The sequence below is a fragment of the Hyphomicrobium album genome, from assembly GCF_009708035.1.
In the GTDB taxonomy this organism is placed as follows: Bacteria; Pseudomonadota; Alphaproteobacteria; order Rhizobiales; family Hyphomicrobiaceae; genus Hyphomicrobium_A; species Hyphomicrobium_A album.
This window is the reverse complement of record NZ_WMBQ01000002.1, coordinates 1199056-1220230: the sequence shown is the minus strand read 5'-3', so window position 1 is coordinate 1220230 and position 21175 is coordinate 1199056. Positions and strand designations below refer to the sequence as shown.

Sequence of the window (21175 nt, the reverse complement as noted above, 5' to 3'; positions counted from 1 at the left end):
TCGTCTCGCCGTTAAAAAGCGACGATCGATTAGGAGCCTGCATGGCCCAGCGGGATGACGACCCTAACGACGATGCGCGCCGGGGTCGAAAGTTCGCGCGCGCCAGCGCCGGGCCCGTTGATCGCGGTTCACTTCTGAGCGTCCAAGGACTCGAAGCTGCCCTTGCACGGGCGCGCTTCAATCTCGCAGCGATACAAAACCTGACCTGCGACTTCTCCAATGGACACGCGGCCACAGCGCTTCGCGAAGTCCGCGGCGTGACTGAGATCGAGGAAAGTTTCGCCGTGGTAATAGCGAACGCGCTCCATCCAGTCCTTCTTGGCTGCATCCAAAGCGCCCTGCTCTCCAATCCATTGGGTACCGAGCCCGCGCACGCGATCGAGGCATACGCGACCCCTTCCGCGATCATCTCGCCGCTCCGACGCTGTTGAGTCTTCGCGGGGTTTCGAGCGATGCTTGTCGCGCGCTGCAACCGTGGTCGTCGCCATCAACATGGCCAAAAGCAATATGAAATATCGATACATGGCGAACCTCCCTGCTGGTTCCGCAAGTATCCGGATCTGTGAACTAACGGGTTCGTCGCGAAGCGCCGGATGATCAGGCGCTCCGTGCGCGGAATGGCGCTACTTGATCGCTAAGGCGATTCGGGATTCACACTCAAACGGCGATAACGCGATCCTGTGTCAGATCGGCTACGATTTGCGGGTAATACCCTGGTCTGACGCCCATCCGCACGGTGAAGCGGGAGCGAGCGCCGAGGCGCGGGTGTGGTTCTGCGACAACGCAATTGACCGCGCTCGAACGCGGGAGGCACCCAGTCACAGGACGATGGTCGATCTTACTTCTTCGCCGGTGCTGCAGCGGGGGGTGCTTTGGCCGGATCCGCCGACGATGTCTTCGACTGCGCGGACGTATTCACCGCGATGCCGTAAAGGCGCCAAGTGCCGGCAATGTTTTCGAACAGCATGTCGAAATTCACTTGTTGCGGCTTGGTCGGCATGAAACCCGTCAAGCGCAGGCGGCCCTCCTTGATGAACTCCGGCTGGCGCACGAGCTTTGGATCGAAATAGACGATGGGTGCGAAGTCGATCTTGCTATTGCGCAAAGCCGCGAAGATCTCGGCCAGCTTCTTCACGTCGTTTTCCTGCTGAAAGCCGGGCGCCGCCAAATCGCGAAGGACGGAGTAGTTGCCGCTCATATTGGCGTCGTTGACGGTTAGCAGCGTGCGGCGGATCAGGATGTTCAACGCAGCGCCGTCGGGCATCGGCTGGGAGACTGCGGCCGGCTTTGCGGCTGCCGGGGCAGCATCTTTCTGCTTCGCGGCCGCCTTCGGAACCTCGACCTTACCCTTCTCCTGGGCAAACGTCGGGACGATCGAAATGAAACCGAAAAACAGTGCGGCGGTCAGTGCAGGCAGGTGCGCAATGCGAAGATCAATAGGCATCGGGCAATGATCCTCAAAAGAATACTCCGAACGCTCCGACTACCCCCAAAAAAAGGCAAAAAAAGCATCACGGACCAAAGGTCCGTGATGCGTTTTTCAGAGCAGGCCGTTTACCAAGTAATCTGCGCGCCGGCCCGGCCACCAACCGAGTTGTTGCTGCCTTGGCGGCCGAAGGATTTCTCCTCGACGCTCGCGCCCACGGCACCGGAGACTGCTAGACGCTCACCCGCCCCGAAGATATTGCGGCCAAGTACGCCCATGGCGCTGAAGCCGAGGGCGACGTTCTCCTCCCAGTAAGCGACGTTGCCCGACAGGCCGAAGGTTTCCGAGCCGACTAGGTCGGGGTTGGTCATCGCCATGGCGACCGCTACGCCGCCGTTGAGCTTGCTGAGCTCATCGAAGATGAGCCCACCGTCCGTGGCGAGATGACCAGCTTGGTCGGAGGTTACGACCTCTAGCGGACCGACATCCTGGCGAGCCTTGCTGAGGCCGGAAGTGATCCCCGGCGTCGTGTAGGTGTTTGCCGTGGTACCGAACACCTGCTCGTTCGCGAGGTTGGCCACGGCGCCGGCGCCGTAGGCGGCGGACCCCGGCGCATTGGCCTGCGTGTTGGAGCCGATGGCCGTCGAGTTGGGTGAGTTCGCAGCCACGGTCGCCCCGAAGCCGAAGGCCGTGCTGTTGTCCGAGTTAGCCCCGATCGTGGTATTCGCGCCGGCCGCCGTGCCGTTGGCCGAGAGCACTTGCGAGTTGGCACCGTAGGCGGTGTCGTTCTCACCAACGGCGAGCGAGTTGGCGCCAGCTGCCGTCGAGTTCGTGCCTAACGCGTCAGCGTTGAAGCCGTAGGACGTCGCGAACGTGTTGGCAGCGTCGGAGAAGGCACCGGTCGCAGTGGCGCCAATCTGGCCGCTGGCGTCGGCGAAGTAGCCATTCGCCACCGAGAAGACGCTGCCTTCGACTGTCGAGAATGCGCCTGACGCCTGCGAGAAGAAGCTGTCCTCGGCATTGGCAAAGAAGCCGATCGCGTCCGACTGGAAGCTGCCGTCGGCGTTCGCGAAGCTGCCGAACGCATTTGAGCCAAGGCTGAACAGCGCCGACGACTCCGCACCGACGGCGTTGGAGAAGGCACCTACCACGGCGGCGTTCTGACCGACCGCGGTGGTGTTGGTGCCGATAGCCGCTGAATTCTGACCGACGGCGGTGGTGTCGTCGCCGATGGCGGTGGCGTTGTCGCCCAGGGCGACCGATTCATCGCCCTGCGCGAAGGAGTCATCGCCCAAAGCCGTCGAGTTGTCGCCGAGCGCGGTGGCGTCGTTGCCGACCGCGGTGGCGCTGAGCCCGAGAGCGTCGGAGTCCTCGCCGATCGCCGTGCTCTGCACGGCGCTGGCCGTGGCGTTCTGACCGACGGCGGTCGACTCGGCTTGGTTCGCCTCGGCGCTCTGGCCAATGGCCGTAGATTCGCTGCCCGTGGCGAAAGCCAATTCACCAAGCGCCGTGGAATTGGTGCCTGTTGCCTGCGATGACTGGCCGACCGCAACGTTGCCCGCGTCATTTATGGCAGAGGAACCCTGGCCGATGGCTACAGCGCCCGCTGCGGATGCGGTCGACTGCTGCCCCATGGCGATGGAGTTGGCGGCGCTCGCATCCGCTCCATCCCCGGCCCCCGCGCCGCCACCGACAGCAATGGCGAAGGCGCCGCCGGCGTTGGCGGCCGCCGTGGCACCGGGTCCGCCGCCGAGAGCGGTGGAGCCCTGACCAGTCGCCTGTGAGAAATAGCCCACGGCTGTCGAGTCGAGGCCGGTGGCATCCGACTCCGAGCCGACGGAAACGGCATGGTGGCCGTCGGCGTTGCTGGCCGAGCCGAGCGCTACGGTCCAGTTGCCGTCCGCATTGGCGAACTCGCCGATTGCGATCGCTTCCGGACCGTTTGCTGTAGCCCCCGTGCCGATACCGATGGCGTCGTCGCCTGTCACGTTGACGTTCTGGCCGACGGCGACGTTCTGGTTGCCGCTGATGTCGGCGCCGTCGCCTAGCACGTTGTTTTCCGTGCCGCCAATGATGTCGTTGCCGCTACCGACGACGTTGTTGTTGCTGGTCACGTTGTCATTGTTGTTGCCAACGATGACGTTGTCGGAGGTGTCGCCCGTATTGTTGCCCTGACCGACGAGGATGTTGTTGTCCCCGGTTGTAGTGTTGCCGTTGCCGCCGACGAAATTGTTGCTGCCGTTGTTTATGGCAGTCCCAACCGCGTTGTTGTTGCCAACGACCTGATTGTTGCTTCCGAAAACATCGCTGTCATTGCCGGCGACGAAGTTGCCGTCACCGACGATGTCGATCGGATCGCCGATGGCAGTGTTATTGCTGCCGGTGATCTGATGCCCTTTGCCGACGGCGACATTGTTGGCGCTACCTGCACCAAGAATGTCTATTCCGTTGCCCATCAAAGTATTGTCTCCGCCGGTCCCGGGGGCGGTCTGGTTGTTGGTACCGTAAATGGTGTCGCGCGCGCCGGTGCCTTCCGATAGCCATCCGCCGACCGTCGAACCTTCACCGAAGGCGTGGGTCTCAGCGCCAATCGCCGTCGACCTGTCGGCCGTCGCCTGGGCGCCAGCACCCGTCGCAGTGGTCTGACTGCCCTCTGCGCGCGCCAGATAGCCTGTTGCAGTTGCTTGATTGTCTCCGGCAGAGTTCCCGGTCGCGAGGGCACCTACACCGGTAGCGGTTGAGCCGAAGGTCAGAGCTTGGGCGCTGTATCCAGTGGCCGTCGAGTCGCCGCCCGTCGCTGTCGCATTCTGGCCGAACGCAGATGCGCTTCTACCGGTAGCTGTCGAGTTCGTGCCGACCGCCGTGCCTACGTCATCCGGAGTGGGACCGCCCGCACGCGCGTCGGAGCCGATCGCGACCGAGCCTCTATTTGTTGCGTTGGCACCGGTTCCGTTTCCGTCCCAATCCGAGCCGAAAGCAATCGTGTCGGCGCTGGCCGCATTTGCATTCTTACCGACCGCGATGGCACTTGGGCCGATTGCATCCGAACCCTGACCTACGGCGATTGAGAAGTTGCCTTGCGCCAGCGCGCCATGGTCAGGACCTCCGAGCCCGGCGTCGCCGTTTCCGCCGCCAATTGCAATGGAGTTCTCCCCGCGGGCGCGAGCCGCATTTTCGGAACTGAGATCGAGCGCCCCACCGCCACCGATAGCGGTCGCGCCGTTGTTGCTCGCCTCTGCGTAGTAGCCGACCGCGGTAGTATCGAGGTCGGTTGCGTCGGACTGGGCGCCGATGGCGGTACCGTGCGGACCGGAGGCATTGGAGTCCGCTCCGTATGCGGAGTTATTCGTACCCGGGCCGGCATTGGCGTTGCTGCCGCACGCAGTGTTCGTTGAGCCGTTATTGTCGTTGGAGGGGCCGCCTGGGAAGGCACTAGTGGCCGCGTTGTTCTGGCATTCCAGGGCCATCGAGGCTGTGGGGTAGAGAGCGACTGGCGCTCCAACGGCGAGAGCCAGAGCCAGAGCGCTGGCCGAGCAGTTCCGCCAATGCGGGAACCGGAGAATGGGCAGCACAACGGCCTTAGACGCCACTTTACGCGAACGCATGTTACGCAACTCCCCACACAAAAACACGCAACTCTAAAATTCAGTCGATCAATCGCGGTTGAGGCTTGCTAAGGCTGAAATTCCCTCGCCCCGGTCGTTTTTGATCGCTGTCTGTGTACTTTTCGACAGGTTGCCCACAGCTAGCCCTTTCGTCCGCATGCCCCGCAATAGGAAAGGACCCGTGGGCAACATTCAATTATCCCGCGTGGCGAACGCGCAACGCTCGCATGTCGGGAAAAATTCCCGCCCGCATGATCCGCCGCCGCATGATAACCCTCGGAGGCACCAGCGAATTAGCCGTGCGCGAGTATACCGGCCGCGCTGACGGCGACGCACAAGCCGGCTCCCACTAGCACCCGGCCCGAACACATACCTGTCGCAGACTTATGGTTTAGCGGGCGGCGCCGGAGCACCCGCCTTTGCCGGCGCAGACTTCTTTTCGGAGGCAGCCTTCGACTGCAGATCCGAGGCCGGCGGCACCGATTTCAATGGCTGCACGTCGATCACGATGGCCGACAGGCGCCAGTCATTACCGATGCGCTCGAACCCGAGATCGAACAGAATGCGCTTCGGGTCGGTAGGGATGTAGCCGGTGAGTCGCAAAAGGCCGCCCGGCAGCAATGCCGGCTCGCGGATGAGCTTTGGATCAAAGAACAAGAGCGGCGAGAGATCGAGCTTCCGGTTGCGGAGGGCCGCAAAAATTTCGGCTAAGCGCGCATCGCTATTGAGCGACTGGAACTGCGGGGTGCCCAGATCGCGCAGCACCGAATAGTTGCCTGTCTGGTTGGCCTGGTTCAAAGCGATAAGAGTCGTGCGGATCAGCATGTTGAGCTTGTAGGCGTCGGGCATCTGCCCCGCCGGCTGCTCAACGGTGAGCGGCGCCTTCGACGGCGCTGCAGGCTTGTCGTCCGGCGCGGCGCGCGCCACGACCGTCAGCGCTGTCGCCAAGCCCAACATGACAGGCGCGTAACCGAGTAGCCGGAACAATGTTCGCGGGTAGGTCCCCATGACTTCCTTATGCGGTAGGCAGGTCGCGACCCGCAATGGACACGCCGAAGCAGCATTAAGCCCCGGTCATTCGGCGGATTTTGGCCCGCTACAAATTGGGCCCGCAATCGATCCGTTGGCCCCCGTATAGCGCGGTGCCAGCACCCGTCCACCAAACACGGAACAGCGGGTCATCCAAGGCGTTGCATTCGCGGGAACACCAACGCATTGGACAGGTCTGATGGGCTCTCGAAGCTTCGACGGAGCGAATGCTGCGCGCGGCCTCGGCTGGCTGCTTCGCGCCAGGCACGACGGTCTTATCCGTGAGCCGCTTCCCGAGAAGTGGCTGGAGCTCGTCAACTGCCTGGATGAAAAAGAGAGAGCGCGCCTCAAAGCGGAATTGAGCCTGCCGGACAGCGAAGGCGAGCGACCGCTCAAGTGCTAATGGGCGCGACGACGGCGATGGGGTAACTACCCTTTCGCGGTGGGACGGCCCCGCCGTCGCTTACCGCAGGTTGCGTGGCGTCAACGCTCGTCGCGAACGAGCGGCCTGCTTGCGTATCCACAGTGAAAGGTGGGCTGTTAGTGTTTTTTCGAGACGGACAGCGCCGCATAGAGCTTGAGCGATGCCGCTAGATCAGTGATCGCGCAATGGACCCGAGAGAGGCCGGTTCGGACGTTCGTCGGAATGGGCCTGGCTTCATACGAATCGATCACTTCAGCGCAAACGATCGACGCGTCGGTCAGCGCGCCGAAAATCTTGGTCGCGGAGGGTAGGCGACTTCCGGTCCTGGCCGCGGCTATAAACGCGGTGTCGATCCGATTGAGCTCGGTCTCGTGGCTCCCCAGCCGCAGCGATTGCTTGGCACCTTCTTTCCTGTCCTCGACGACCATTTCCAACTTATGCACCTTGGGGAGCAGACGGGATAGCCGCTGGCGCTGAGCAGCCTTGCCTTTCCTCTGCGAGGCTGGATGGGCACTCGATCTCTGCAAGCGGCGCATCCGAGTGGGTGTCCTGGATGGCTTCGCCGCGGATAATCCGGAGTGCGGTCGCCTTCATTTGCTCAGGACCAAGCTGCTTTAGATTGGCCAGCCGCAACAGGATACTGGCGAGGAATGTCCGTAGCTCAGTGTTCTCCTGCCCGGCTGTGTCGCTAAATTCGGCCCAGACCTCGTCGAACACGACGCCCAGTTGAGTGAGCTCTTCTGGCTGCAGGGTTTCGTTGCCGTGGATCATCATAAACCTACTCCTGGCCCCACTTGCCCCCTCCCAACCTAGGCTCAGTGACACCCAAGTAAATCCGCCGCTAACTCGCTCGAACCACTAGACAAGTTTGCCTTGAAGGGAGGCTAATTAGTGGAATGAGTAACTGACGCAATTGACCCATGGAACTACATGGCCTAATTTAGCGTTGTTGGCTTACTTCAACGCGGTTGGGGAGGTATCCCGATGTCCGGCCTATCTCGCGAGACGCGCCTGCAAATCATGCTGGATGACGCGGAGCTCGCCGCCATTGACGACTACCGCTTTCAAAACAGGATCCCCAGTCGGGCAGCCGCAGTGCGGCAGCTTCTGAGGCTGGGTCTGCTGGCCCTCAATGCGGGCCCAAATCATGGAATGCGGTCGGCTGACTATGGCGTGCTTAAGAACAGCGATGGGGCCGGCGATTAGGTCTGGCCGCTTAGCCGCCCTTTGATCCACTCTGGCCGCATAGCCGAATGCTAGAACTTACCGCATTCCGCGATCGCCGCGTCGAGCAGCTCCAAGCGGTCACCGAGCATCCTGTGCTCTTCGCGGCATTGAGCCACGACGCAGTCCGCACGATCGCTGGTGATCTGCCGTGCGGCCACCAGCGCCAGCATGTCCTCGATACCACTGGCGATGTTCGAGATGTCGTGAGCTACGCGAGCGCGCTCTGAAATCAGTCTCTCAAGGCTCAAATGCCGACGCACGACAGCAAATCTCATCGTTGAAGATTGAGCACGCGAGTGAACCAGGCGGGGAGCCGGGTCTTCGCCTGAGAATGACCGCGCCAGCGAGCCACAGAATTCATCCGCGCCTGCCAATAGTCGGCGAGCTGTTGTGCTTCGGATTGTGTCTCAGCTACGCCGATTGAAGCTCCGAGCACTTCAACGGACCAATGTTCGCCCGCCTGCCGTATCTCGACGGTCATGGCATGCCTCAAACGCTTCGTCCCATCTCAATCTACAGCAATTGGTGTCAATATGATCAGACATCTGAGCAAATGCTTAGTAGAGAGTTTATGACGGCCTTCTCGTCCTCCTCAGCGGGAGAACCATGCGCCGCCAACTCTCGGTGTTCGGGGTATCGGTTTCACACCGCCAGAGGTGCGGATCACCAGCGCCGGGAAGCGGCGTCTGAGATGGATGCTCGCCGACCATGTCGATCACTCGACGACCGACGTGAGCCAGTCAGAGAAACTACCAGCTCCTCGCCTCTAATTCGCCCACGTCTTCGCGTACTGACTAATGCACGAGGGGGAGTAAGCTCATGCTCCAGCAAGCTACAAAATCGCTTGTCGTCCTGGCAGTCGCCGTGAGTCTAGCCGTCGTTCCGGTCAACGATGCGCAGGCTCGACGCGGCCGAGGTATCGCCGCCGGAATCGCCGTTGGCATTATAGCTCTCGCGATTATCGGTGCGGAAGCCAGCCGCCATAGGCACAAGCGCAGGCATCGTCAAATTCAGCGACAAGCGGAAATGCCAGAGCCACAAGCGGCAGGGCCGGAGTGCGAATGGCGTGGTCGGACCTGTTTCAAGAACAGCTACGGCACCAACGTCTGTGAAGGTGGCGAATACGTCTGCCGCCCGCAATGACGGCGTTGCCGCTTCTTCTACACTAACTCGAAGCGATCGCGGTTGGCCTCACGCCACGGCGCAGTTCGTCTTGATCCACTCCGGCCGCTTGCCCGAGCGGTACGGCGCGTCGGCACGCTTCGACACGATGCCTTCGAGGCCGAGCTTGCATGCATGGTCGAGCACCGCCTCGCCGTTGCCGGCGATGTGCTCGACATACTTGATCAGCTGCATTCCCTTCGCGTCAGCAAGCAGTGCCTCCAGCACGCGCTTGCGGTCGACGAGGTCGGCGCCCCGTAGATCGAAGCCGTCGAGGTGGAGCAGGTCGAACGCGTAGTAGACGAGCTTGGCTTTCACCCGCGCCTTCAGCTCGCTCGGCAGCTCGTAGAAGACGGCGTTGCCCTTGGCGTCGACCGCGACCAGCTCGCCATCGAGGATGACGTTGTTGACCGGCACCGCGCCCACGCTGGCGGCAATGGTCGGCATGCGTAGGGTCCAGTCGTTGCCGCCGCTGGTGTACAGGGCGACCGCGCCTTCGCGGACGTGCGCCTGGAAACGATAGCCGTCGTGCTTGATCTCGTGGAGCCAGCCGTCACCTGACGGAGGGTGCTGGCGCGGCGTCGGCCCGCATGGCTCGACGAAGCCGGGGAACGGCGCGGGCTTGGCGCCTTCGGACATTCGGCCGAGGAAGCGGGCGGGCGAGCGGTGAGTGGAGCGACGGGGTTTCAATCTTCAACCCCTGCTCCTCTCAGCGGGACCCTCGCGCCGCCATCGGACTGGCGCGAGGATCATGTCGCTACGATGCGGGTCGTTCGGTCAGAGGACCTTCAGGTTTACTGCCGACGCCTTGCCATTGCGGCCGGTCTCGGTCTCGAAGGAGATCTTCTGACCTTCGCCGAGGTTGCTGAGGCCCGCGCGCTCAACAGCCGAAATGTGCACGAACACGTCGTTGCCGCCGCCGTCCGGCTGAATGAAGCCGAAGCCTTTTTGAGAGTTGAACCACTTGACGGTGCCTTGAGCCACGAGAAATTCCTCACTTGTAGGGGTTGAATGTCCAGCTTGTGGACCCACTCTTGTCTGCTAACTCGGCCGTGGGGTCAACGGGCCGCTCCTCTCCGAGCGGCCCACGCGTAGCCCGGGCGACGCCTCCGACACGGGGGTATTCATTGCCCGCTGGTCGCACCATGGGGGGCTACGCGCGCTCAGATCGCTGGTGCCGACGGGCAACAACCGGCATCGAAGGCGCAAGATCGCCCTGAAATCCCGGAACCGCGACGCCCGGACGGCGTTCGAGGGGCAGTTCGCGTCCTTCACTTCCCATGAACTGAACGTCTGACGCCCCGGGTCGCTCCAAAGGTGTCAGCGGTGCGACGGCTGGGTTGCCGACTTTCGGCACCCAGCCGCTCGCCAGCCGAGACGGAAGCCAGCGCTCGACAGCGGGAACTACCGCCGTCCGCTCGCCCAGCCGGAGCCTGCCGCGCCTACTCCCGCCAAAAGACGTGGTAACTAGCGCCATTCAAGCGGTTTTTCCGCGGAGTCCGGCCTTAACATCTCCACCCGGCCTTATGTATAAGTAACCTCGTTCAACGAACGCGACTGAGTCGCGCCTCAAGCCCGCCAAAGGGCGGCGCCATATGGGGCGGTGGAAGCGGACCCCGGGACAGCAATCGACGTGCAGGATTGGCTTTTCAAGCGCGGACGGCGTGAGCGGGTCATCGACTGGCTCAGCCTCGACTCCAAGATCGACTCCACGATCGCCGAGAGCTGGGAGCGGTTCCGCGACGTATGGAACGCCGGCACGAGCTTTTTCTCGCGCTTCAAGATTACCGGCTGGAAGCGTCTCCTGAACGAAGCGGCCTCGGAGGGCCTGTCGCTCGGCGCCGGCGGCTTCGTCGTCATGTACGCCCTCGCCATCCCCGCCTTCCACGAATTCAACGAGGGCAAGTTCCTCACCGGCCAGTTCGCCGTGAAGTTCCTCGACCAGAACGGCAACGAGATCGGCAAACGCGGCATCCTGCATAACGACGCGGTGCCGCTCGACGAAATTCCCGATGCCATGGTCAAGGCCGCGCTCGCCACCGAGGACCGGCGCTTCTTCGAGCACTGGGGCATCGACGTCTACGGTACCTTCCGCGCGCTTGCCACCAACCTGCAGGCCAACGAGGTCGTGCAGGGCGGCTCGTCCATCACCCAGCAGGTCGCCAAGAACCTCTTCCTGTCGTCCGAGCGCTCCTTCCAGCGCAAGATCAAGGAAGCGTTCCTCGCCCTGCTGCTCGAGAGCCGCTTCTCCAAGCGGGACATCCTGAAGTTCTACTTCGACCGCGCCTACATGGGCGGCGGCGCCTTCGGGGTCGAGGCGGCCGCGCAATTCTACTTCGGCAAGTCGGTGCGCCAGATCAATCTCGCCGAGGCCGCCTTGCTCGCCGGCCTCTTCAAGGCGCCGACGAAGTACGCCCCGCACGTCAACCTGCCGGCCTCGCGGGCGCGCACCAACGAGGTCTTGAACAACCTCGTCGAAGCCGGCTTCTACACCGCCGGACAAGTCCATTGGGCGCGCGTCCACCCGGCCAAGACCATCGAAACCCGCAACCCAAACAGTCCCGACTGGTTCCTCGACTGGGCCTTCGAGGAGGTGCAGCGCATCGCTGCCGGCCGCGGCGCATACGTGCTGACGGCCCGCACCACCGTCGACCTCAACATGCAGAAGGCGACGGACGAGGCGCTTACGCAAGCGCTGCGCAACTACCGCGGCAACCGCATCGGCAGCGGCGCTATCGTCTTGATGGAGACGGACGGTGCCGTGCGCGCCATCACCGGCGGCCCGGACTATGGCGAAAGCCAGTTCAACCGCGCCACGCACGCTAGGCGCCAGCCGGGCTCGTCGTTCAAGATTTACGTCTATGCCGCCGCGCTGGAGAACGGCTACACCCCGACCACGTCCGTGCGCGACGCCTCGCGCAGTTGCGGCCGCTGGCATCCGCAGAACTACGGCGGCAGTCACGGCGGCGGCGGGCGCATGCCGCTGTGGAACGCGCTGGCGAAGTCGCTCAACACGGTCGCGGCCGAGCTGTCGTTCGCGGTCGGACGCGACAAGGTCATCGAGATGACGCAGCGCGTCGGGATTACCGGCATCCGCAAGACCTGCTCCATGGCGCTCGGCGACTACGGCATCAGCCCGCTCGAGCACGGCGGCGGCCTCGCCACCTTCGCCAACGGCGGCAAGCTCGCCAAGCCGTACGCGATCCTCGACCTCGTCAGCTCGAAGGGCGACCTCGTCTACAGCCGCGACCGCGACGAGCCCGAGGCGCCGCAGGTCGTTGAGCGCAAGGTCGCCGAGGGCCTCAACTGGATGATGAACAAGGTCGTGACCGAGGGCACCGGCCAGCGGGCGCAGCTCGATTTCACCAATGTCGCCGGCAAGACGGGCACGTCGACTGGCCCGAAGGACGCTTGGTTCGTCGGCTTCACCGGCAAGTACGTCGGCGTCGTCTGGCTCGGCAACGACGACAACCGGCCGATGTCGGGAGGCACGACGGGCGGTGTTTTCGCCTCTCCCGTGTGGCACTCGTTCATGTCGGTCGTGCATACCGACATGAACATCCCGACCATCCCCGGCTTGCAGCCGCACCCGGTCCAGGTTTCCGAGCAGCAGCGCATCGCCGCCATCCACCCCGAAGGTGCGGCGGCGGGGCCGGAGACGCAGCGCACGAGCTCGAGCCTGATGTCCGACCAGGCCCGCGACGCGCTGCGCAAGACGGCCGCGGCATTGCGCAAGGCCGGCGGCATCGCCGAGCCGCCGCCATCCACCACACCGAACAGTACCGGCAGCACACCGGGATCACCGCCGCCCCCGCCGCCCAACAAGCGGGCTGACGGCACCGTGCCTGCCGATCATCGCCGCGCAACCTTAGGCGTCGCTCAGCCGCCACTCGATGGAACGCCCGCACGTGCTGTCCCATAGCGCCCTCACCCCCGTTCACGTCGGTCTGCATCGCCTGCAGAAGCGCATCTCGATGTTCATCGGGATACTGGGCGACTGGGCGGCCTTCCTCGGCGCGGTGCTGATCCTCGGCCTCGGCACCAGTTGGTACATGGTCGACGTCGGCACCAAGCTGACGACCGAACGCCACGGGCCGTGGGTTGCGTGGACGTCATCCGGCAAGGCGGACGCCGATCCCTACACGCGCGCGCACTTCGCGCGACTGGGCACGCTGCAGCTCACCAGCGATCTGGCACTCACCTACCTTGCCTATACCGACAGCGAGGGGAACCGGCTGCACTCCTCGTGCGACTATGTCGTCGAGGGTCGCGACGCCAGTGACCACTGGTGGAGCCTCACCGTCTTCAATGATCGCGGCGACCTCATTTCAAACGCCGCGCAGCGCCACGCCTACACCAGCCAGTCGGTCGCGCTGCGTCCCGACGGCAGCTTCGCGGTTGGGTTGGGACGCGAGGCGAGCCCGGGCAACTGGCTACCGACCGGCGGCGCCGGGCGCCTTGCGCTGATGTACACGACCTTCGAGGGGGCGACGCCGATGCTTGGAAAGACCGAACAGGCGCGCGTGCTGCCCGTCATACGCCGCGTGCAATGCCGATGAAGATTGCCGAAGTTCTATCGCGCGCCAATTGGCAGCTCATTCTCGCGGCACCCGTCGCCGCTGGGATTCTGCACATCTGCGCGACGCTGGCGTCGCCGTATCTGACAGCTGCCTCTGCGTACAGCCGGCTCGCGCCCGGGCTGCCGGTCAATCGCATGCAGGTTCTCAGCGTCGCCGCTCCGGGCGCCGAACCGGTGCCCTTCATGTCGCCGGATGCGCGTTATGCCATGTGCCGTTTCGACGCCAGGGGCGGACCGGTCAGCGTGGCCGCCACCTTGCCGCCCGATCTCGGCTGGACGCTGACGGTGATGACGCCGCAAGGCGACAACATCTACGCCGCCGCGTCGGTGCCATCGCGCCCGACGCCGATCACTCTGGCTCTGGTGCCTTCGGAAGACGCGTTCCTCGGCGTCACGCCCGAGGCGCGCGGCATTGCTCGCGACGTGCAGCCGCCGACGGCTGTGTCCGCGACGCGCGGCATCGTCATCGTGCGGGGTCCCGACAAGGGCTTCGCCTACCAGCGGCAGGTCGAAGCCGTGCTGCAGGACGCGCACTGCGCCGCGCGTTCCTTCTGATCCATCAAGTACGCGGTGAACTATTCGGCGAGCTCGAGCACGTCGCGCGCCGCATCGCGGTCAGCGCTTGCCGCTGCCGCATCGCGATCGCCCCAGCGCTCGTAACGGACGCCCGGAAATAAAATGACTTCTGCGGAAATGCCGACACGACGCGCCCCGGCGTCGCTGGATCTATACTCTTGGGTACGAAAGCTGAGTATCTGTGCCATGTGCTTCCCCCGTTGACATGGCGGCCCAGTGATTCGCGCGCGTCGTCAAGTCTCTTCGACGCGAGCAACGAGAATCACAGTGTACAAGTTGGCAAGCCTAGGCGTTACCAAAACCTAAACGCCGCGTAACGGTTAGTCGGAGGCTGTGACGAGACTGTCATCCAGGAAGTGCCGACCGCGGCGGTCCTCGACCTCGATGAGCCAGAGGTCCGTATCGAACCGCGCTTCACGCGCGAGGAACTCGTCCGCCTTGGCGGTGTCGACGACGGCCGGCCCGAGCGGGGCGGTCCACCGGCGATCGCTATCCGCGCCGTCGAGCCCGGCCGGCGCAGGACCGAAGACGAGGCAACTCCCGTCGAGGCGATCGACCTTGATGAAGATGGCGCCGGCGTCGTCGTCGCCGTGGCGCACGACGACCGCCGACGCGCCCTCGATGGCACACCGGCGGATATAGCCCTTCACCCAGAATTCCGCGCGCAGTCGCATGGCCGGCACTCTAGTCACACCGGCCGCGCTGGCAAAGCGGCGCTAAGGCGCGGCGGCCACTCGGCCGTCACCCGACAGGCGCAATAGGCGGGCGATCAGCGGGCCCGAGATGCGGCCCGTTTCGGGGAGCGCCTGGTCGCCTTCGAAGGCGCGGATGGCCCGCAGAGTGTCCGGCGTCAGCCGGCCGTTGGCAGCACCCGGCTTGTAGCCGAGCTTGACGAGCGAGCGCTGAACCGAGCGGACGACGTCCTGCGCCTCGGCCGTTTTCACCTCGCCGCCCTTGCCCTTCGCCTTGCCCGCTTCACCGAGGATGATCGCCTTGAGGAGACGATCGCTGGGCTGCCCCGACAGCGGCAGGTTGTGATCGTACTCATAGGCCATGATGGCGCCGCGGGTCATGAGCCCGGCAATGCCGTCGCTTCCGCCGGTCTCATAGCCGCGGATCTGCAGCTCGCGCTGGACGGCGCGCGTGACCTCGGTGGCGCTGCCCTTCGCCGCGCCGCCCGTGGAAGGGGGAGCCGCGAGATTGATGGCCGGCGCCTGAGTTGTATCGCGCGCCCCGCGTTCGATCGAGCCTGTGTTGAACTCCGCCGCCTCGATGGCGGCGATGTTCCAGGCGGTCGTATCGCTCACCCGCGCGCTTGGCGCGCCGCGTCCGCTGGTCTGTAGGAAGAATACGTTTGCGGCAACGCCTCCGCTCAAGACGAGGAAGGCAATAAGTTGCACGGTCATCCGCTTCGGCAGCATCACTCCACCCCGTACGCGCTGCTAACGATGAAGCACGAGTATGCGGCGGAGGGTGTAAACGATCTCTTAACCCTGGTTTACGGATCGTTGCGTGATCGCCCGCAGCGGCGGCGCTAGGGGGCGTGCAGATAGCATGCAAATCGACGCAATTTTACCGATTGCATGAGGCAGTTTGTTGATATCGGCCTGCTATTAAGGACGCTGGGATCGGGGTTGGAGCAACCAACATGTCCATCTTGAAGATAGGAATTCTCGTCGCCGTCGTCGTCGCCGTTCTGCCGGCCGACCGCGAGCAGCAGGCAGCTCTCTATAACAGGGCCGCCTCCGCCGTGCATTGGACGGCGACCTTCTGCGATCGCAATGGTCCGACCTGCGAGCAGGCCGGAGTGATCTGGGCTGGCTTCGTCAAGAAGGCTCAGTTCGGCGCTGCGATGGCTTACGAGCTCGCCACGAAGAACTCTGGCAAGATTCAGAGCCCGAGCCTCATCGAGCCGGCCGTCGACATGAAACCGCGCGGCACGCTGCGCGCGGACGATCTCGAGCCGGCTTGGCGCGGTTCTGGCCCTGGCGGCATCTAGGCCGAAGGTTTCGAGCACATCCCAAGGGCCGGCGCCTAAACGCCGGCCCTTGCGTTTTTACCCTTCGGCAACCTATGTCAGGAGTTGCATCAACTTTTCTTAGGGCGAGCGCTTGCCGAATATTTCGGACATCACCGCCGATTTCTCCCTCCTCGACGATTGGGAGGATCGCTACCGCTACCTGATCGAGCTCGGCCGGACTCTGCCGCCGCTGCCCGAGGCCCTGCGCACCGACGCCAACAAGGTGCGTGGCTGTGCCAGCCAGGTGTGGCTCGCGACGAGCATGAAAGGCACCGACGGCCGACGCGAGTTCGGCTTCGTCGCCGACAGCGATGCACACATTGTGCGCGGTCTCATTGCAATTCTCGCCGCCATCTATAATGGCCGCAGCGTCGATGCGGCGGTCTCGCTCGATCCCCACCCGGTCTTCGCCAAGCTCGGGCTGAATGAGCATCTGACGCCCCAGCGGTCGAACGGGCTAGCGTCGATGGTCGCCCGCATCCGGACCGATGCGTCCGCGATGGCGCAGGCGGCGGATGCCTCCTAGCCCTCGCGCTCCGACGGCGCGTCAATTTGCGGGCGATAGTCCGCGCTACCCCAATGGCGCACTCCGCCCCCTGCATTTGGCGGAGTGTGGGTCTCCAAGCCGTAATGGCGCGCTAGTCGGGTGAGTGCGAGCTGCAGCACGATCTTCGCCGAGCGCTGCGGCCAACCCGCGGCGCGCTCGGCCTCTTCCAATCCCTTCAGGTGGCAGCACACGTCGATCAGCACGCCGGAGAGTTCCGGCCCGACGGACGAGAGGGCGCGCCGTACCCGCTCCGCTGCGGCCGCGGCACTGTCGAGCATGTCGGCTCCTGAGTGTCGCGCCGCTCCGTAGCGCCGGCCGCGCTGCTGCGGCGACAACGACGACCAGTTCGTAGTCGTGCGCGGCGTCATCTGCGCAAACCAGAAGTCTCCACGCAGCCGCTCACCGGCGTCGAACTGCGTTTGCGAGATCATCGGCTCGCCGTTCCGATCCTTGCGTCGGCGCAACCAGGCGATGGGACTCTCGTCGGGATTGATGGCGGCGGAGGTTCGTCGCCGCGCGTGGGTGCTCTCCATGCTTTCACGCCGTCGCAATTGTTGGCACCGCGCGGGTGGCGAGGGCCGGCACCGCCCATTCAAGCAAGTCCAATGCGCGATCGAAAAGCGGATCGTCGCGTCGGTCCTCGATGATCCCACAGGCATGCGCCACGGTTGTGCGGTCGCGATCAAACAGGCGCCCTGTCTCCGTGAGCGACATCCCGCAGCCGACGTGCGCCAGGTACATAGCAACCTGGCGCGCGAGTGCGACCTTCGCGCGACCGCGCGTGGCACGGCGCAGGTCGTGGCCAGCTATCCCGAAGACCTGAATGACCGCGTGCTCGATGGCCGCGCGGCGAAAGTGCGTGTGCAGGGCTGTCGCCGTGTTCTGCATCGGCGATCGCGCGGAAGCGACATCGGGGACGATAGGAGAAGATGACTGCAGCATGCGGGCGGCTCTCAAACGGCGGTCAGGTTCACTCGTTGAAGGATCATACGAGCGAAGCGCTCGCTCCCCCTGTGCAAACTACGGGCCGGGTGAACGAGGGGGATAAGTCGGCGATGCCGAAGAAATCCCCATGCGCTGCCGCGATGCGCAAGTTCGGCTCCCCGAGGGCCGTCCCATGCCAACCGCAAAACATGTCGAACCCGCCGTCGCTGCGCACATGTACGATCGGCGGCGCGATCTGCCGCGTCTGCTTCCCCTTTGGCCGCACGAGATCGAGGCCGCGAGTCTTGGAGAGCACGCCCGGCTGCTCGCGCGCATGCGGCGTGCCCTGCGCATCGAGCGCCAGCGGGGACGCGGTGGGCATTGGGCTTACGATCTCGCGCGTCACGCGCAGCTGCTGCGCGCCTATCGAGCCGAGGTTTCGCTTTATATGCGCCGCGGTGGGAGCGCATGTGCCGCTACCGCAATGTCTGAGTAACTACTTCTCGCGCCGGGTACCCAAGCCCATCTTCTTGGCGAGGTCGGAGCGGGCACGGGCATAGTTCGGCGCGACCATCGGGTAGTCGTGCGGGAGGCCCCACTTCTCGCGATACTCCTCGGGCGAGAGATTGTAGTGCGTGCGGAGGTGGCGCTTCAGCGACTTGAACTTCTTGCCGTCCTCGAGACAGATCAAATAGTCGGGCATCACCGACTTCTTCACCGGCACCTTCGGCTTCTGCTCCTCGCGCTCGACGGGTACTGCTCCCCCCCTTGCACGGCTCAATGCCGCGTGGGTCTCGCTGATCAGGTGCGGCAGCTCGCTGGCGACGACGGAATTGTTGCTGACGTAAGCCGAAACAATCTTGGCCGTCAGCTCGACGAGTTCCGGCTCAGTTGGGTCTTCCACGTCGCCCTCCAGGCGAAAAGGCACAAGCTCTTATTCGCAATGCACCGACGTTACCGAATGAATACGACCGGCTGCGTAGACGTCGCGAGATTGAACAGCCGTCGCATCGAATTTACTACCGGGAAATACGCTGCGGAGGGCAGATTTCGCACCGCCCCGAAGTAAAGTCAACAAGAGGTAACATGCTTACACTTGATATGGCTAATCTTGGGAACGTCATTTCGGGCCGGCGCGTTTGTTAACGGCGTTCTCAGACCCCGTTTTAATATTTCGGCGGACTAAGTGCTCGGGACGCAAAGTTTTCGATCTAACAATGGGTACGCTATGCAAGCCGCCGTCCCGAGATAGCTCCAGAACCGCTATGCCTCTTGATTAGAATTCCTTATTCACTTCACACATGTACTCGACTTTCCTTATGTGCGCGGGGAGGTTGTGCGCCGGCTGCCTCCCTAAAGTTGACAAGGCATGGACCTATCCGTCTCATCTCCTGCCCGCTGGCGCCATTGCCGCTCCAGTGAGCGCCCCTAGATGACAGCCGACGCCTCGACCCCGCCCCCGCGGTCACACCTGCTGCGCTAACCCCCGCCTGGAGATCCCCATGTCCGGCCCCGCCGACCGTCACGCGTTCGTCAAGCCGCCGCGCGCCGCGCGCCAGCCCAAGGTGGACACTTGGCATGGCGTCGAACTTGTCGACGATTACGCTTGGTTGAAGGCCAGCAACTGGCAGGAGGTCATGCGCGAGCCTTCGGTGCTCGACCCGGACATCCGCGCCTATCTCGACGCGGAGAACGCCTACTGCGAGGCGCAGCTCGCCGAGACGCTGCCGCTGCAGGATGATCTGTTCCGCGAAATGCGCGGTCGCCTCAAGGAGGATGACGCCTCGGTGCCGGCCCCCGATGGCCCCTATGCGTACTACACCGGTTTCGTCGCCGGTGGTCAGTACCCGGTCGTGCGCCGGCAGGCCCGCACTGGTGGGAGCGAGGTTGTCCTGCTCGATGGCAATCGCGAGGCCGAGGGCAAGCCCTATTGGGACCTCGGCGGCTTCCAGCACAGTCCCGACCACCGCCTGCTCGCCTATGCCAGCGACGACAAGGGCTCCGAGCTCTACACCATTCGTCTGCGCGACTTGGCGACTGGTCAGGATCTCCCCGACAGTATTCCGGACACGCGCGGTGGCGTCGTGTGGGCCAACGATAGCAAGACGCTGTTCTACGTGCGGCTCGACGATCACCACCGGCCGCTCCTGGTGTACCGCCACGTGGTCGGAACGCCGGTGGAGGACGACGTTCTCGTCTATGCGGAGACAGATGTCGGCTTCTACGTCGCTATCGCCTCGACGCAGTCGTCGCGGTTCGTGCTCATCGAGGCGCACGACCATCAGACGAGCGAGGTTCACCTCATCGACGCCGATGCACCGTTGGCATTGCCTGTCGTGGTGGAGCCGCGCCAGATCGGACACGAGTACTCAGTCGAGCATCACGGCGACAAGCTGGTGATTACGACGAACTCGGAGGGGGCGGAGGACTTCCGCATTTGTGAGGCGCCGATCGCCACACCCGCCATGGCCAACTGGCGCGAAATCATGCCGCATCGGCCCGGCTGCCTGATCCTCGATACCGTCCTCTACCGCGATCACATGGTGCGGCTGGAGCGCGAGAATGGACTACCGCGCATCGTCGTGCGTCAGCTCGCCGACGCCAGCGAGCACGTTATCGCGTTTCCTGAGGAAGCGTACTCGCTCGGCATTTCACCCGGCTATGAGTTCGATACGACGACGCAGCGCTTCGTCTATTCATCGATGACGACGCCGGCGGAAACCTACGACTACGACATGCAGGCGCGGACACGCGTGCTGCGCAAGCGCCAGCAGATTCCGAGCGGTCACAACCCCGTCGACTACGTCACGCGCCGCCTCTATGCGCCCACCGCTGACGGCGAGACGGTCCCGGTCTCGATCCTCCATCACAAGAGCACGCCGCTCGACGGGTCAGCGCCGGTGCTGCTCTATGGCTACGGCGCCTACGGCATCTCCATCCCGGCGTCGTTCTCGACGACGCGCCTGTCGCTCGTCGATCGCGGCTTCATCTATGCCATCGCCCACGTCCGCGGCGGCAAGGACAAGGGATATCGCTGGTACACCGACGGCAAGCTGGCGCGGAAGGTCCACACGTTCACCGACTTCATCGCCGCCGGTGAATACCTCGTCGCGCAGGGCCTGACGCAGCGCGGTCGCATCGTCGCCAATGGTGGATCGGCCGGGGGCATGCTCATGGGCGTCGTCGCCAACATGGCACCGGATCTGTTCCTCGGCATCATCGCGGATGTGCCCTTCGTCGATGTATTGAACACCATGCTCGACAAGGACCTGCCGCTCACGCCGCCGGAGTGGCCAGAGTGGGGCAATCCGATCACTAGGCGCGACGAGTTTGAGATCATTCACGCCTACAGCCCGTACGAGAACGTGGAGGCCAAGCCCTATCCGCACATCTTTGCGTATGGTGGCCTCACGGATCCTCGCGTCACGTACTGGGAGCCGGCGAAGTGGGTTGCACGCCTGCGGGAGCGCAACACCTCCGACAACTTGATCCTGCTCAAGATCAATATGGAAGCGGGTCACGGCGGCGCGTCGGGTCGCTACGAGCAGCTGCGCGAGATGGCAGCCGACTATGCGTTCGCGCTGAAGATCGCCGGGTTGGCGGCCGAGCCCGTCAGGCAAAAAGAAAGGGCGGCCTGAGAGCCGCCCTCGTCCAATC

General features: G+C 63.9%; 26 protein-coding genes. 8 read left to right on the top strand and 18 right to left on the bottom strand.

The window, feature by feature from the left end; translation table 11 throughout:
• Nucleotides 1-128 precede the first annotated feature (128 nt).
• From GIW81_RS18115 to GIW81_RS18100, 4 genes are all read right to left on the bottom strand, one after another.
• Nucleotides 129-524, bottom strand: a complete 396-nt coding sequence (locus tag GIW81_RS18115; RefSeq protein WP_154740700.1) for a hypothetical protein — start codon at nt 522-524, stop codon at nt 129-131.
• Between the two features lie 314 nt (nt 525-838).
• A complete protein-coding gene (locus GIW81_RS18110) occupies nt 839-1444 on the bottom strand; it encodes a hypothetical protein (protein WP_154740699.1) in 606 nt (201 codons plus the stop codon).
• A gap of 110 nt (nt 1445-1554) precedes the next feature.
• The gene (locus GIW81_RS18105; RefSeq protein WP_154740698.1) at nt 1555-5031 is read right to left on the bottom strand and encodes a beta strand repeat-containing protein; all 3477 of its coding nucleotides are present in this window, start codon (nt 5029-5031) and stop codon (nt 1555-1557) included.
• Between the two features lie 384 nt (nt 5032-5415).
• On the bottom strand, nt 5416-6039 hold the full coding sequence (locus GIW81_RS18100; protein ID WP_154740697.1) for a hypothetical protein: 624 nt from the start codon (nt 6037-6039) through the stop codon (nt 5416-5418).
• Between the two features lie 220 nt (nt 6040-6259).
• Here GIW81_RS18100 and GIW81_RS18095 point away from each other — a divergent pair, with 220 nt between their 5' ends.
• Entirely contained in the window at nt 6260-6463 is a 204-nt protein-coding gene (locus GIW81_RS18095; RefSeq protein WP_154740696.1) for a hypothetical protein, read from the top strand.
• Nucleotides 6464-6600: 137 nt separating this feature from the next.
• On the opposite strand, the gene GIW81_RS18090 is transcribed toward GIW81_RS18095, so the two are convergent.
• Both GIW81_RS18090 and GIW81_RS18085 read right to left on the bottom strand, forming a co-directional pair.
• Nucleotides 6601-6912 (bottom strand): hypothetical protein, encoded by a 312-nt coding sequence (locus GIW81_RS18090; protein WP_154740695.1) that lies wholly within the window; start codon nt 6910-6912, stop codon nt 6601-6603.
• A 7-nt stretch (nt 6913-6919) separates the two neighbouring features.
• On the bottom strand, nt 6920-7258 hold the full coding sequence (locus GIW81_RS18085) for a hypothetical protein (protein ID WP_154740694.1): 339 nt from the start codon (nt 7256-7258) through the stop codon (nt 6920-6922).
• Between the two features lie 210 nt (nt 7259-7468).
• Between GIW81_RS18085 and GIW81_RS18080 the strand changes: the two genes are divergently transcribed.
• Nucleotides 7469-7690, top strand: a complete 222-nt coding sequence (locus GIW81_RS18080; RefSeq protein WP_154740693.1) for a hypothetical protein — start codon at nt 7469-7471, stop codon at nt 7688-7690.
• Between the two features lie 50 nt (nt 7691-7740).
• Here GIW81_RS18080 and GIW81_RS18075 read toward each other — a convergent pair whose 3' ends face one another.
• The 5 genes from GIW81_RS18075 to GIW81_RS18060 form a co-directional block, all read right to left on the bottom strand.
• Nucleotides 7741-7986 carry a hypothetical protein gene (locus GIW81_RS18075; protein WP_154740692.1) on the bottom strand — a complete coding sequence of 82 codons (246 nt, stop codon included), beginning with the start codon at nt 7984-7986 and terminating at the stop codon, nt 7741-7743.
• Complete coding sequence (locus GIW81_RS18070) at nt 7983-8192, bottom strand: hypothetical protein (RefSeq protein WP_154740691.1); 210 nt, start codon at nt 8190-8192, stop codon at nt 7983-7985. Before GIW81_RS18070 ends, GIW81_RS18075 begins: the two co-directional genes overlap by 4 nt.
• A gap of 389 nt (nt 8193-8581) precedes the next feature.
• Nucleotides 8582-8713: a hypothetical protein gene (locus GIW81_RS19290; protein WP_267873855.1), complete on the bottom strand. Its 132-nt coding sequence runs from the start codon at nt 8711-8713 to the stop codon at nt 8582-8584.
• A gap of 189 nt (nt 8714-8902) precedes the next feature.
• Complete coding sequence (locus tag GIW81_RS18065) at nt 8903-9562, bottom strand: ATP-dependent DNA ligase (protein ID WP_154740690.1); 660 nt, start codon at nt 9560-9562, stop codon at nt 8903-8905.
• An 87-nt stretch (nt 9563-9649) separates the two neighbouring features.
• Complete coding sequence (locus GIW81_RS18060; protein WP_324615100.1) at nt 9650-9856, bottom strand: cold-shock protein; 207 nt, start codon at nt 9854-9856, stop codon at nt 9650-9652.
• Between the two features lie 649 nt (nt 9857-10505).
• Between GIW81_RS18060 and GIW81_RS18055 the strand changes: the two genes are divergently transcribed.
• The 3 genes from GIW81_RS18055 to GIW81_RS18045 are packed head-to-tail and all read left to right on the top strand — an operon-like array spanning nt 10506 to nt 14006.
• A complete protein-coding gene (locus GIW81_RS18055; RefSeq protein ID WP_324615099.1) occupies nt 10506-12794 on the top strand; it encodes a transglycosylase domain-containing protein in 2289 nt (762 codons plus the stop codon).
• Nucleotides 12781-13431, top strand: coding sequence for a DUF1214 domain-containing protein (locus tag GIW81_RS18050; protein ID WP_195930655.1), 651 nt, complete (start codon nt 12781-12783; stop codon nt 13429-13431). The genes GIW81_RS18055 and GIW81_RS18050 overlap by 14 nt, the downstream gene beginning before the upstream one ends.
• Entirely contained in the window at nt 13428-14006 is a 579-nt protein-coding gene (locus GIW81_RS18045; RefSeq protein ID WP_154740688.1) for a hypothetical protein, read from the top strand. Before GIW81_RS18050 ends, GIW81_RS18045 begins: the two co-directional genes overlap by 4 nt.
• A gap of 20 nt (nt 14007-14026) precedes the next feature.
• On the opposite strand, the gene GIW81_RS18040 is transcribed toward GIW81_RS18045, so the two are convergent.
• The 3 genes from GIW81_RS18040 to GIW81_RS18030 all read right to left on the bottom strand — a co-directional run bounded on the left by GIW81_RS18040 (nt 14027) and on the right by GIW81_RS18030 (nt 15448).
• Complete coding sequence (locus GIW81_RS18040; protein ID WP_154740687.1) at nt 14027-14215, bottom strand: hypothetical protein; 189 nt, start codon at nt 14213-14215, stop codon at nt 14027-14029.
• A 132-nt stretch (nt 14216-14347) separates the two neighbouring features.
• A complete protein-coding gene (locus tag GIW81_RS18035) occupies nt 14348-14701 on the bottom strand; it encodes a DUF1491 family protein (RefSeq protein WP_154740686.1) in 354 nt (117 codons plus the stop codon).
• Between the two features lie 42 nt (nt 14702-14743).
• The gene (locus GIW81_RS18030) at nt 14744-15448 is read right to left on the bottom strand and encodes a peptidoglycan-binding domain-containing protein (protein ID WP_154740685.1); all 705 of its coding nucleotides are present in this window, start codon (nt 15446-15448) and stop codon (nt 14744-14746) included.
• A gap of 227 nt (nt 15449-15675) precedes the next feature.
• On the opposite strand from GIW81_RS18030, the gene GIW81_RS18025 reads away from it, so the two are divergent.
• Together GIW81_RS18025 and GIW81_RS18020 are read left to right on the top strand one after the other, a co-directional pair.
• Nucleotides 15676-16026, top strand: a complete 351-nt coding sequence (locus GIW81_RS18025; RefSeq protein WP_154740684.1) for a DUF5330 domain-containing protein — start codon at nt 15676-15678, stop codon at nt 16024-16026.
• A gap of 112 nt (nt 16027-16138) precedes the next feature.
• Nucleotides 16139-16573 (top strand): SufE family protein, encoded by a 435-nt coding sequence (locus GIW81_RS18020; protein WP_154740683.1) that lies wholly within the window; start codon nt 16139-16141, stop codon nt 16571-16573.
• On the opposite strand, the gene GIW81_RS18015 is transcribed toward GIW81_RS18020, so the two are convergent.
• The 4 genes from GIW81_RS18015 to GIW81_RS18000 form a co-directional block, all read right to left on the bottom strand.
• Entirely contained in the window at nt 16570-17127 is a 558-nt protein-coding gene (locus tag GIW81_RS18015) for a DUF6456 domain-containing protein (protein ID WP_154740682.1), read from the bottom strand. The genes GIW81_RS18020 and GIW81_RS18015 overlap by 4 nt on opposite strands.
• A gap of 4 nt (nt 17128-17131) precedes the next feature.
• Nucleotides 17132-17536, bottom strand: a complete 405-nt coding sequence (locus GIW81_RS18010) for a helix-turn-helix domain-containing protein (RefSeq protein WP_229309396.1) — start codon at nt 17534-17536, stop codon at nt 17132-17134.
• Between the two features lie 43 nt (nt 17537-17579).
• Nucleotides 17580-17900 (bottom strand): hypothetical protein, encoded by a 321-nt coding sequence (locus tag GIW81_RS18005; RefSeq protein WP_154740681.1) that lies wholly within the window; start codon nt 17898-17900, stop codon nt 17580-17582.
• A 114-nt stretch (nt 17901-18014) separates the two neighbouring features.
• A complete protein-coding gene (locus GIW81_RS18000; protein ID WP_324615098.1) occupies nt 18015-18422 on the bottom strand; it encodes a MucR family transcriptional regulator in 408 nt (135 codons plus the stop codon).
• Nucleotides 18423-19020: 598 nt separating this feature from the next.
• Here GIW81_RS18000 and GIW81_RS17995 point away from each other — a divergent pair.
• Entirely contained in the window at nt 19021-21156 is a 2136-nt protein-coding gene (locus GIW81_RS17995) for a S9 family peptidase (protein WP_154740680.1), read from the top strand.
• Nucleotides 21157-21175: the final 19 nt, after the last annotated feature.

Coding starts and splice junctions, on each gene's coding strand:
- GIW81_RS18075 (WP_154740692.1), bottom strand. CDS start 7,986: ATGAGATTTGCTGTCGTGCGTCGGCATTTGAGCCTTGAGAGACTGATT.
- GIW81_RS18070 (WP_154740691.1), bottom strand. CDS start 8,192: ATGACCGTCGAGATACGGCAGGCGGGCGAACATTGGTCCGTTGAAGTG.
- GIW81_RS18040 (WP_154740687.1), bottom strand. CDS start 14,215: ATGGCACAGATACTCAGCTTTCGTACCCAAGAGTATAGATCCAGCGAC.
- GIW81_RS18080 (WP_154740693.1), top strand. CDS start 7,469: ATGTCCGGCCTATCTCGCGAGACGCGCCTGCAAATCATGCTGGATGAC.
- GIW81_RS18115 (WP_154740700.1), bottom strand. CDS start 524: ATGTATCGATATTTCATATTGCTTTTGGCCATGTTGATGGCGACGACC.
- GIW81_RS18005 (WP_154740681.1), bottom strand. CDS start 17,900: ATGCCCACCGCGTCCCCGCTGGCGCTCGATGCGCAGGGCACGCCGCAT.
- GIW81_RS18085 (WP_154740694.1), bottom strand. CDS start 7,258: ATGATGATCCACGGCAACGAAACCCTGCAGCCAGAAGAGCTCACTCAA.
- GIW81_RS19290 (WP_267873855.1), bottom strand. CDS start 8,713: ATGCCTGCGCTTGTGCCTATGGCGGCTGGCTTCCGCACCGATAATCGC.
- GIW81_RS18105 (WP_154740698.1), bottom strand. CDS start 5,031: ATGCGTTCGCGTAAAGTGGCGTCTAAGGCCGTTGTGCTGCCCATTCTC.
- GIW81_RS18090 (WP_154740695.1), bottom strand. CDS start 6,912: ATGGTCGTCGAGGACAGGAAAGAAGGTGCCAAGCAATCGCTGCGGCTG.
- GIW81_RS18110 (WP_154740699.1), bottom strand. CDS start 1,444: ATGCCTATTGATCTTCGCATTGCGCACCTGCCTGCACTGACCGCCGCA.
- GIW81_RS18095 (WP_154740696.1), top strand. CDS start 6,260: ATGGGCTCTCGAAGCTTCGACGGAGCGAATGCTGCGCGCGGCCTCGGC.
- GIW81_RS17995 (WP_154740680.1), top strand. CDS start 19,021: ATGTCCGGCCCCGCCGACCGTCACGCGTTCGTCAAGCCGCCGCGCGCC.
- GIW81_RS18025 (WP_154740684.1), top strand. CDS start 15,676: ATGTCCATCTTGAAGATAGGAATTCTCGTCGCCGTCGTCGTCGCCGTT.
- GIW81_RS18035 (WP_154740686.1), bottom strand. CDS start 14,701: ATGCGACTGCGCGCGGAATTCTGGGTGAAGGGCTATATCCGCCGGTGT.
- GIW81_RS18010 (WP_229309396.1), bottom strand. CDS start 17,536: ATGCTGCAGTCATCTTCTCCTATCGTCCCCGATGTCGCTTCCGCGCGA.
- GIW81_RS18030 (WP_154740685.1), bottom strand. CDS start 15,448: ATGCTGCCGAAGCGGATGACCGTGCAACTTATTGCCTTCCTCGTCTTG.
- GIW81_RS18045 (WP_154740688.1), top strand. CDS start 13,428: ATGAAGATTGCCGAAGTTCTATCGCGCGCCAATTGGCAGCTCATTCTC.
- GIW81_RS18100 (WP_154740697.1), bottom strand. CDS start 6,039: ATGGGGACCTACCCGCGAACATTGTTCCGGCTACTCGGTTACGCGCCT.
- GIW81_RS18015 (WP_154740682.1), bottom strand. CDS start 17,127: ATGGAGAGCACCCACGCGCGGCGACGAACCTCCGCCGCCATCAATCCC.